We start from the raw sequence: 8,271 nt of genomic DNA on the forward strand, positions 1-8,271 counted from the left end.
CCTTAGTTGGTTGCCTAGAACAAAAAATAACGTTGCGCCAGCGGCAGCACTTCTGCCGGAGCGCAGGTGAGAATCTCGCCGTCAGCGCGGACTTCATAGGTTTGCGGGTTCACGGCAATAGCCGGGGTGGCGCTGTTGAGCAGGAGGTCGCTCTTGCACAGGGTGCGCGTGCCCCGGCAGGCGGAAAGCCCGCGCAGCAGGCCCAGCTCCCGCAGCCGTCCCTCGCCGCCGTTTTCCATGAAGGCGCGCGAAACAAAGCTCAGGCTGGCGGCAGCCGCAGCCTGCCCCAAGGCGCCAAACATGGGCCGGTAGTGCATGGGCTGCGGCGTGGGGATGGAGGCGTTGGCGTCGCCCATGGGCGCTGCGGCTATCTGCCCGCCCTTGATGACCAGCGAGGGTTTGACCCCGAAGAAGGCGGGCTTCCACAGCACGAGGTCGGCCAGAAGTCCGGGGGCCACTGCGCCAATGGCGTGGGAAAGGCCGTGGGTCACAGCAGGGTTGCAGGTGTACTTGGCCAGATACCGGCGCACGCGGAAGTTGTCGTTGCCACGCCCGCGATCTTCGGGCAGAGGGCCGCGCTGCACCTTCATCTTGTGCGCAGTCTGCCACGCGCGGGTGATGACCTCGCCCACGCGGCCCATGGCCTGCGAGTCGGACGAGATCATGGAAATGACGCCCATGTCCTGCAAGATATCCTCCGCTGCAATGGTTTCGCGCCGGATGCGCGAATCGGCAAAGGCTGCGTCTTCCGGCAGGGAGGGGTTGAGGTGGTGGCAGACCATGAGCATGTCCAGATGCTCGTCCACTGTGTTCACGGTATAGGGCCGGGTGGGATTGGTGGACGAGGGCAGTACGTTGGGCAGGGAACAGGCGCGCAGAATGTCGGGCGCGTGCCCGCCGCCTGCGCCTTCCGTGTGGTAGGTGTGGATGGTGCGGCCTCGGAACGCGGCCAGCGTGTCTTCCACAAAGCCCGCCTCATTGAGCGTGTCGGTATGGATGGCGACCTGCACATCGTACTCGTCAGCCACGGTAAGGCAGGTGTCGATGGCAGCCGGGGTGGTGCCCCAGTCTTCGTGCAGTTTCAGGCCGCAAGCGCCCGCCTCGAGCTGCTCGCGCAGGGCCTCGGGCATGGCGGCATTGCCCTTGCCCAAGAAGCCAAAGTTCATGGGCAAGGCGTCTGTGGCGGCCAGCATGCGTTCCAGATGCCAGGGGCCGGGGGTGCAGGTGGTGGCGTTGGTGCCCGTGGCAGGGCCTGTGCCGCCGCCGAGCATGGTGGTGATGCCGCTGGCAAGGGCTTCTTCCACCTGCTGCGGGCAGATGAAATGGATGTGCGAGTCCATGCCGCCAGCGGTGAGCAGGCAGCCTTCGCCCGCAATAATCTCCGTGCCGGGGCCGATGACCACGTCCACATCGGGCTGCACATCGGGGTTGCCCGCCTTGCCGATGGCGGCGATGCGGCCATCGCGTATGCCAAGATCAGCCTTGATGATGCCCAGCGCCGCATCCATGATGACGGCATTGGTGATGACGGTGTCCATAGCGCCGTCAGCATTGCTGATCTGGCTCTGACCCATGCCGTCGCGAATGACCTTGCCGCCGCCAAAGCAGACTTCATCGCCATAGACGGTGTGGTCGCGTTCAATCTGGATCCATAGTTCCGTGTCCGCAAGGCGGATGCGGTCGCCCGTGGTGGGGCCGTAGAGTTCGGCATACTGGCTTCTGGGGATGCGGATCATGCTTCTTCCTCCCTGGGGGCTTCGGCATCAAGCGCCCCCATGATCTGGGCGCGAAAGCCAAACACGCGTCGTGCCCCGGCGTAGGGCACAAGGCGCACCTCGCGTTTTTGCCCTGGCTCAAAGCGCACGGCGGTTCCGGCTGGTATGTCGAGCCGCATGCCGCGCGCGAACCCGCGGGCAAAGGTCAATGCCGGATTTACTTCAAAAAAATGGTAGTGCGAACCCACCTGAATGGGCCTGTCGCCGGTATTGGAAACTTCCAGCACCACTTCGTGCCCTTCCGAGAGCGCGTTGAGGGTTATTTCGCCCTCTGCGATATGAAATTCACCGGGAATCATGCGTCCCCCTTGCGTGTTCGTGTGAGTTGGCGTGTGCGGCCCTGATTACAGAATGGGGTCGTGCACGGTCACAAGCTTGGTGCCGTCAGGAAAGGTGGCCTCCACCTGCACCTCGTGGATCATCTCGGGTACGCCGTCCATGACGTCCTCGCGCGCGAGCAGGTTGCGGCACGAGCCCATGAGCTCGGCCACGCTTTGCCCGTCGCGCGCGCCTTCAAGCACGGCCAGGCTGATGTAGGCCACAGCCTCGGGGTAATTGAGCTTGAGGCCGCGCGCCTTGCGCCTTTCTGCCAGCAGCCCGGCGGTGAAAAGCAGCAGCTTGTCTTTTTCTCTGGGCAGAAGTTCCATGATGCCTCCAATGTATGCGGCATGCCGCAAGAGTTCCTTGAAATTTACATGATCACAGCCCGACCAGCAGCCCGACTGGCAGCTTTGGCCGCAGCCCGGCTATGAAAACCACCCTTAAAAAGCTCCGTACCAGATGCGCGGCATGTGCGGCGGGCAACCGGTCAGCGAGGGCCGCAGATGGTTCCAGGCTGTCAGCAGCAGGTTGCGCGCTTCTTCCATGTCCGGCCCCAGATAGCGCACCACAAGCACCTCGTCGCGCACGGTGGCTCCGGCCCGTTCCCCCATGTGGGCAGACAGGGGAACGGGCCTGGCCTGGACGGTACTGTCGCTTGCAGCGGGGTTTGGCCCCCCGGATGCATCATCAGGCGCATCATCAGGAGTGCCATCCGGCGCATCATCAAAATCGCGGTTGGGCGAAAGCATGTTTTGCAGCGTGGTGCAGCATGCCTCCAGCGCGGCAAGGTCTTGCCCGTCATCCGTTGCGCGCCCCACGGCAAAGAGGGTGGCGGAGACCGCCTGATCGCCCAGACCGCAGGCGCATTTTTGCAGGGCATCGCCGCCTTCAAAGCGCAGCACCTCATGCAGCAGGGGTAGGCCCTCGCGAGTGAGCATGAGGCTTTGGCGCACGCTGCCGTGGGTAAAGCTCTCGTTGGCGGCAGGGCGGCCAAGGCAGATCATTTCCCAGCCAATGCAGGCGCTGGCATTGTCCAGCTCTACCGATGTGCGCATTTCGGCCCGCGCGCCGTCATAGATGATGGTTTCACGCGGCAGCCATTCCAGCATGCCGCCCGCAACGTTCAGGTCGGTGGTCTGGCGTTGCGCCACGTTATGCGCGTCCGCAGCGTAGAATTTGGAGGCAGAAGGTGCGGTGAGCAGAGCGTGCGCGCCTTGCTCCAACCGCACGGCAAGGCTCAGATCGTCGCCGCTCACAAGGCCGCCCGGCGGGTGCAGCAGGCAGCAGTGACAGGGCTGGGACGCCTGCGCCCGGCCCGGCGCATTGGCGGGCGCGGCTTCGGGATAGAAGGGCCGCTGCACGCGCAATGGCCCGCTGAACTGCATTTTTGTCAGCGTGGTGCGCCCCTGCCGCACCGCAAAATCCAGCTCCATGCGCGCGCTCCAGCGTCGGTCAGGCGTAAAGCAGTGACCGTGGAGATTGTCGGCAGGGTTTGCGGTGGTGGCAGACATGCAGCTCCTTTTGGATTCCGCAGTGGGAATCAGACACTCAGAAAGGCTTTGACGGTGGCATCGTCCAGGCCGTGCATGCCGCCCTGCGAAACGATGTGCCCGCGATCCATAATCATATAGGTATCTGCCATACGGCGGGCAAAAGGCACTTTCTGCTCCACCAGCAGCACCGTAAGGCCCATTTCCTCGTTGAGTCTGCGAATGGTTGTGGCGATGTCGCGCACAATGTTGGGCTGAATCCCCTCGGTTGGTTCGTCCAGAATGAGCAGGCGCGGCTCCAGCGTGAGCGCGCGTGCAATGGCAAGCTGTTGCTGCTGCCCGCCGGAAAGATCACCGCCCCTCCGATGCATCATTTCGCCCAGCACGGGGAAAAAGTCAAAGATGAACGGAGGAATGGCCCCTGCCTTGTCCTTGCGCATGGGCAGGGAAAGCTCCATGTTTTCGCGCACGGTCAGCAGGGGGAAGATTTGGCGGCCCTGCGGCACATAACCGATGCCCAGGGCCGCCCGTCGCTCCACAGGCAGAGGAAGCAAGTCCGTTCCTTCAAGGAGTATATGGCCGGAGCGTGCAGGCAGCACGCCCATGATACATTGAAGCAAGGTGGTTTTGCCCACGCCGTTGCGCCCCATGAGGCAGGCGCACGAACCGGCCTTTACCTCAAGGTTGACGTCGCGCAGGATGTGGCTTTCGCCATAATACTGATTGAGACCTGTAATATGCAGCATTACGCTCCTCCGGAGCATGAGGCTCGAAAATTGGCAGTTTGCAGCGGTCATCCAGCCCAAAATCAGTCCAGGATCAGCCTGCGGCTGACCATGGGCCGGGCAGGACTTAGGCCGCGCCCAGCGGTTCGCCCAGATAGGCCTCCACCACGGCGGGGTGGTTCTGCATTTCGTCCATGGTTCCCTCGGCCAGTACGCTGCCCTGATGCAGCACCGTGACCTTGTGGGCAATGGCCCGCACAAATTCCATGTCGTGTTCCACCACCATGATGCTCTGCTCGCCTTCCAGGTCATGCAGCAGCTCGATGGTGCGGTCCATTTCTTCAGGGGTCATGCCTGCCACGGGTTCGTCCAGCAGCAGAAGCTGCGGCTTCTGCATGAGCAGCATGCCGATTTCAAGCCACTGCTTCTGCCCGTGCGAGAGCTTGCCCGCCTGCAAGCGGGCCAGTTCCGTCAGGCGGATGCGGTGCAGCACTTCTTCGATAAAGACCTTGTTGTCGGCAGAGAGCCGCGCGCGGAATGTGGGCCATACCCGCTTGTCGCCAGCCAGCGCCAGCTCCAGATTTTGCAGCACGCTCAGAGCCTCGAACACCGAGGGCTTCTGGAATTTGCGGCCAATGCCCTCCTGGGCGATGGCGACTTCATCCATTTGCAGCAGATTGCAGGTGCGCCCAAACCATGCGGAACCAGTGTCGGGCCGGGTCTTTCCGGTGATCACGTCCATCATGGTGGTCTTGCCCGCGCCGTTGGGGCCGATGACGCAGCGCAGTTCGCCCTTGTCCACATAGAAGGTCAGGTCGTTGAGCGCCTTGAAGCCGTCAAAGCTCACGCTGATTTTTTCCATGTACAACGCGATGTCTGGCTTGGACATCATGGGGCGCGGGGGCCGGGCGCGCATCTTCATGGGGCGCTTGTCAAAGGGGGCGTGCGTTTCTTCGTAGGCGCGGGCGGCTTCTGCCACGTCCTCAAGGCTGCGCCCGTGCAAAATATCCTGCTGGGTCTTCATGCTGCGCCTCCTTCTTTGGCGGAATCGGCAGGGGAATCCGGCATCGCGCCGCGTGATGCGCGGTTGCGCCACTGCTCGGGCAAGCCCGCCAGACCCTGTGGCAGAAAGATGGTCACCAGCACAAACATGCCGCCAAGGGCAAACAGCCATGCCTCGGGCATGACCGCCGTAAACCACGTTTTGAAGGCATTGACGGCAAACGCGCCAAGCACCGCGCCATAAAGCCGCCCACGGCCGCCCATCGCCACCCAGACCACTATTTCAATGGAGTTGAGGGGCGAAAATTCGCCGGGGTTGATAATGCCCACCTGCGGCACATACAGCGCGCCGCCTATGCCCGCCAGAATGGCAGACAGCGTGAACACCGCCACCTGATAACGCTCCACCCTGTAGCCGATAAAGCGCACGCGGCTTTCCGCATCGCGCACGGCCACGCACACGCGCCCCAGGCGCGACGCCGTGACAGCCCTGCACAGGAGGTAACCAGCCATGAGCGCCACGGTGGAACAGGCAAACAGGGTCGTGCGCATGCCGTCTGTCTGCAATTCAAAGCCCAGCAGGGTCTTGAAGTCTGTGAGGCCGTTGTTGCCGCCAAAGCCCATTTCGTTGCGGAAAAAGGCCAGCAGGAGGGCATAGGTCATGGCCTGACTCATGATGGAGAAATACACGCCCGAAACCCGCGAGCCAAAGGCCAATCTGCCAAACACATAGGCCAGCAGACCGGGCAGCAGCACAACCAGCAGCAGTGCCACCACAAAGTATTCGCTACCCTGCCAGAACCAGGGCAGTTCCTTCCAGTTCAGAAAAACCATGAAGTCCGGCAGGTTGGCATTGCCGTAAACGCCGCGCGCGCCTATCTGCCGCATGAGGTACATGCCGAAGCCGTAACCCCCAAGGGCGAAAAACGCGCCGTGCCCAAGGCTGAGCACGCCCATGAAACCCCAGACCAGATCAACCGAAAGAGCCAGCAATGAATATGTCAGGTACTTGCCCAGCAGGGTGACCATGTAGCCCGGCACGTGCAGGGCGCTGCCTGCGGGCAGCAGGCTGCCTGCAACTACAGCCAGCGACAGCAGGGCGGTAACAGCCAGAAAGTTGCGGGTAGGCGCGTTGAGCAGCCTTTCGCGTTCAAAGATATCGGTCGCCATTTACGCCTCCACCGCACGGCCCTTTTGCGGAAACAAGCCGCGCGGGCGCTTCTGGATGAACAGGATAAGGCAGACCAGAATGATGATCTTGGAAAGCATGGCCCCGCTGGCAGGCTCCAGAAACTTGTTGGCAATGCCCAGGGCAAGCCCGCCCGTGAGCGTGCCCCAGAGGTTGCCCACGCCGCCGAACACCACCACCATGAAGGAATCCACAATGTAGGTCTGGCCCAGATTGGGGCCAACGTTGGAAACCTGGCTCAAGGCCACGCCAGCCATGCCAGCCACGCCGGAGCCAAGGCCGAATGTCAGCGCGTCCACGCGCGAGGCGCGTATGCCCATGCAGCGGGCAATGGCCCTGTTTTGCGATACGGCGCGTACTTCAAGCCCCAGCCGGGTGCGGTGCATGGCCACATGGATGAGGGCAAACACGCCGAGGCAGAACAGGATGATGTACACGCGGTTGCAGGTCAGGCTGAAATGCTGGGTGATCTGCCACACGCCGCTCATGAATTCCGGGTTCTGCACGGCGCGGTTGAGGGGCGAAAACACGGTGCGCACGGCCTGTTGCAGCACAAGGCTGATGCCGAATGTCGCCAGCAGGGTTTCCAGCGGGCGGCCGTAGAGAAAGCGGATAACAGTCTTTTCAAGCAGTACGCCTGTGCCGCCGCTCACCAGAAAGGCGGCGGGCACAGCCAGAATGAGCGCAAGACCGGGCTGGCCCGGCAAGAGCTGCTGCATGCCCCAGGCGGTATAGGCCCCAAGCATGATCAGCTCGCCGTGGGCCATGTTGATAACGCCCATGACGCCAAAGGTGATGGCAAGGCCAATGGCGGCCAGTACAAGAATGGATCCCAGACTCGTGCCGAAAAAGAGCATTTCAAAAAACTGCGCCCATTGAGCGGAAACGCGTTGGGAATACAGGGCATCGTCCGCCGCCTTGGCCACCGCCGTATCGGTTGAAGCGGCAAGCGTGCGCAGGGCGTTGAGGGCGGCGGGGCCGCCGTTGCTGTTCAGAGCCTTGACGGCGGCAAGCTGTTCTGACCGCACGGCGGCAGGATCAGCCGCCACGTAGAGAGCCCGTGCCGCGCTGAGGTTCGCGCGCACGGCTTCGTCCTTTTCCCCAGCCAGCAGTTTGTTCAGGGCCTCTGCCTTGAGGGGCGGGGTGGCGCTGTCCATAAGGGCTGCCGAAGCCTGACGGCGCTTGGCCGCGTCTGTTGAAGTAAGGGCCTGAGCGTTGAGGATATCCGTAATGCGCTGGCGCTGGCGGTTGCTTGTGCCCACCTTGCGCAGGCTGTCGGCACTCTGTGCCGTGCCAAGTTCGCCTCTGGCGTTGAGGGGCCGCGCCTGACCTGCATCGTCGCCCACAAAAAGCGCTCCGGCAGCGGCATCGGCCAGCAGGGTGTTGCGCAGCAGGGCTTCCAGCAGTTTTTCGCGCAGTGGCGCGGCAAGGCTGCTGTCATCCTTTTCCAGCGCGGCAATGGCCGCATCCCTGTCTGCTACCTTGGGGTTCACCAGAGCCTTGAGCAGATCGGCTGGAATAATGGATGGCGAAGTTTGCACCGGGGACGCGGAAGGAGTCGAAACCGCGCCCCCGGCATTCCCGTCCGGTTCCGGTCCGGACGCCAGCACTGCGGGAGGCAGGCTGAAAATTATGAGGCAGCAGAGCAAGAGCGCCGTGCGCATGGGAATATCCTTTAGTCTGGTCTACCGGGTCTGCGCTGGGCTGACCCTGGCCGACGTGCCGTGGGGGGATTGCGGGGGCCGCTGGGGCCCCTGCAGCAGATTCAT

At 62.8% G+C, this 8,271-nt stretch carries 8 protein-coding genes; all 8 read right to left on the reverse strand.

Going from position 1 to position 8,271, the window contains the following annotated elements:
* Positions 1–14 precede the first annotated feature (14 nt).
* Positions 15–1,736 (reverse strand): urease subunit alpha, encoded by a 1,722-nt coding sequence (gene ureC, locus ACUZ9P_RS14665; protein ID WP_449250302.1) that lies wholly within the window; start codon positions 1,734–1,736, stop codon positions 15–17.
* Positions 1,733–2,074 (reverse strand): urease subunit beta, encoded by a 342-nt coding sequence (locus ACUZ9P_RS14670; RefSeq protein WP_449250303.1) that lies wholly within the window; start codon positions 2,072–2,074, stop codon positions 1,733–1,735. The genes ureC and ACUZ9P_RS14670 overlap by 4 nt, the downstream gene beginning before the upstream one ends.
* A gap of 45 nt (positions 2,075–2,119) precedes the next feature.
* Positions 2,120–2,422, reverse strand: a complete 303-nt coding sequence (ureA, locus tag ACUZ9P_RS14675; RefSeq protein ID WP_449250304.1) for an urease subunit gamma — start codon at positions 2,420–2,422, stop codon at positions 2,120–2,122.
* A gap of 114 nt (positions 2,423–2,536) precedes the next feature.
* On the reverse strand, positions 2,537–3,607 hold the full coding sequence (locus ACUZ9P_RS14680; protein WP_449250305.1) for an urease accessory protein UreD: 1,071 nt from the start codon (positions 3,605–3,607) through the stop codon (positions 2,537–2,539).
* Between the two features lie 29 nt (positions 3,608–3,636).
* Positions 3,637–4,332: an urea ABC transporter ATP-binding subunit UrtE gene (urtE, locus tag ACUZ9P_RS14685; protein ID WP_298998334.1), complete on the reverse strand. Its 696-nt coding sequence runs from the start codon at positions 4,330–4,332 to the stop codon at positions 3,637–3,639.
* Positions 4,333–4,438: 106 nt separating this feature from the next.
* The gene (gene urtD, locus ACUZ9P_RS14690; RefSeq protein WP_449250306.1) at positions 4,439–5,335 is read right to left on the reverse strand and encodes an urea ABC transporter ATP-binding protein UrtD; all 897 of its coding nucleotides are present in this window, start codon (positions 5,333–5,335) and stop codon (positions 4,439–4,441) included.
* Positions 5,332–6,483: an urea ABC transporter permease subunit UrtC gene (gene urtC / locus ACUZ9P_RS14695; protein ID WP_449250307.1), complete on the reverse strand. Its 1,152-nt coding sequence runs from the start codon at positions 6,481–6,483 to the stop codon at positions 5,332–5,334. Before urtC ends, urtD begins: the two co-directional genes overlap by 4 nt.
* Positions 6,484–8,166, reverse strand: a complete 1,683-nt coding sequence (urtB, locus tag ACUZ9P_RS14700) for an urea ABC transporter permease subunit UrtB (RefSeq protein WP_449250308.1) — start codon at positions 8,164–8,166, stop codon at positions 6,484–6,486. It lies immediately after the preceding gene.
* Positions 8,167–8,271: the final 105 nt, after the last annotated feature.

The sequence above is a fragment of the Desulfovibrio intestinivivus genome (assembly GCF_053570665.1).

Coding starts and splice junctions, on each gene's coding strand:
- ureC (WP_449250302.1), bottom strand. CDS start 1,736: ATGATCCGCATCCCCAGAAGCCAGTATGCCGAACTCTACGGCCCCACC.
- ACUZ9P_RS14670 (WP_449250303.1), bottom strand. CDS start 2,074: ATGATTCCCGGTGAATTTCATATCGCAGAGGGCGAAATAACCCTCAAC.
- ureA (WP_449250304.1), bottom strand. CDS start 2,422: ATGGAACTTCTGCCCAGAGAAAAAGACAAGCTGCTGCTTTTCACCGCC.
- ACUZ9P_RS14680 (WP_449250305.1), bottom strand. CDS start 3,607: ATGTCTGCCACCACCGCAAACCCTGCCGACAATCTCCACGGTCACTGC.
- urtE (WP_298998334.1), bottom strand. CDS start 4,332: ATGCTGCATATTACAGGTCTCAATCAGTATTATGGCGAAAGCCACATC.
- urtD (WP_449250306.1), bottom strand. CDS start 5,335: ATGAAGACCCAGCAGGATATTTTGCACGGGCGCAGCCTTGAGGACGTG.
- urtC (WP_449250307.1), bottom strand. CDS start 6,483: ATGGCGACCGATATCTTTGAACGCGAAAGGCTGCTCAACGCGCCTACC.
- urtB (WP_449250308.1), bottom strand. CDS start 8,166: ATGCGCACGGCGCTCTTGCTCTGCTGCCTCATAATTTTCAGCCTGCCT.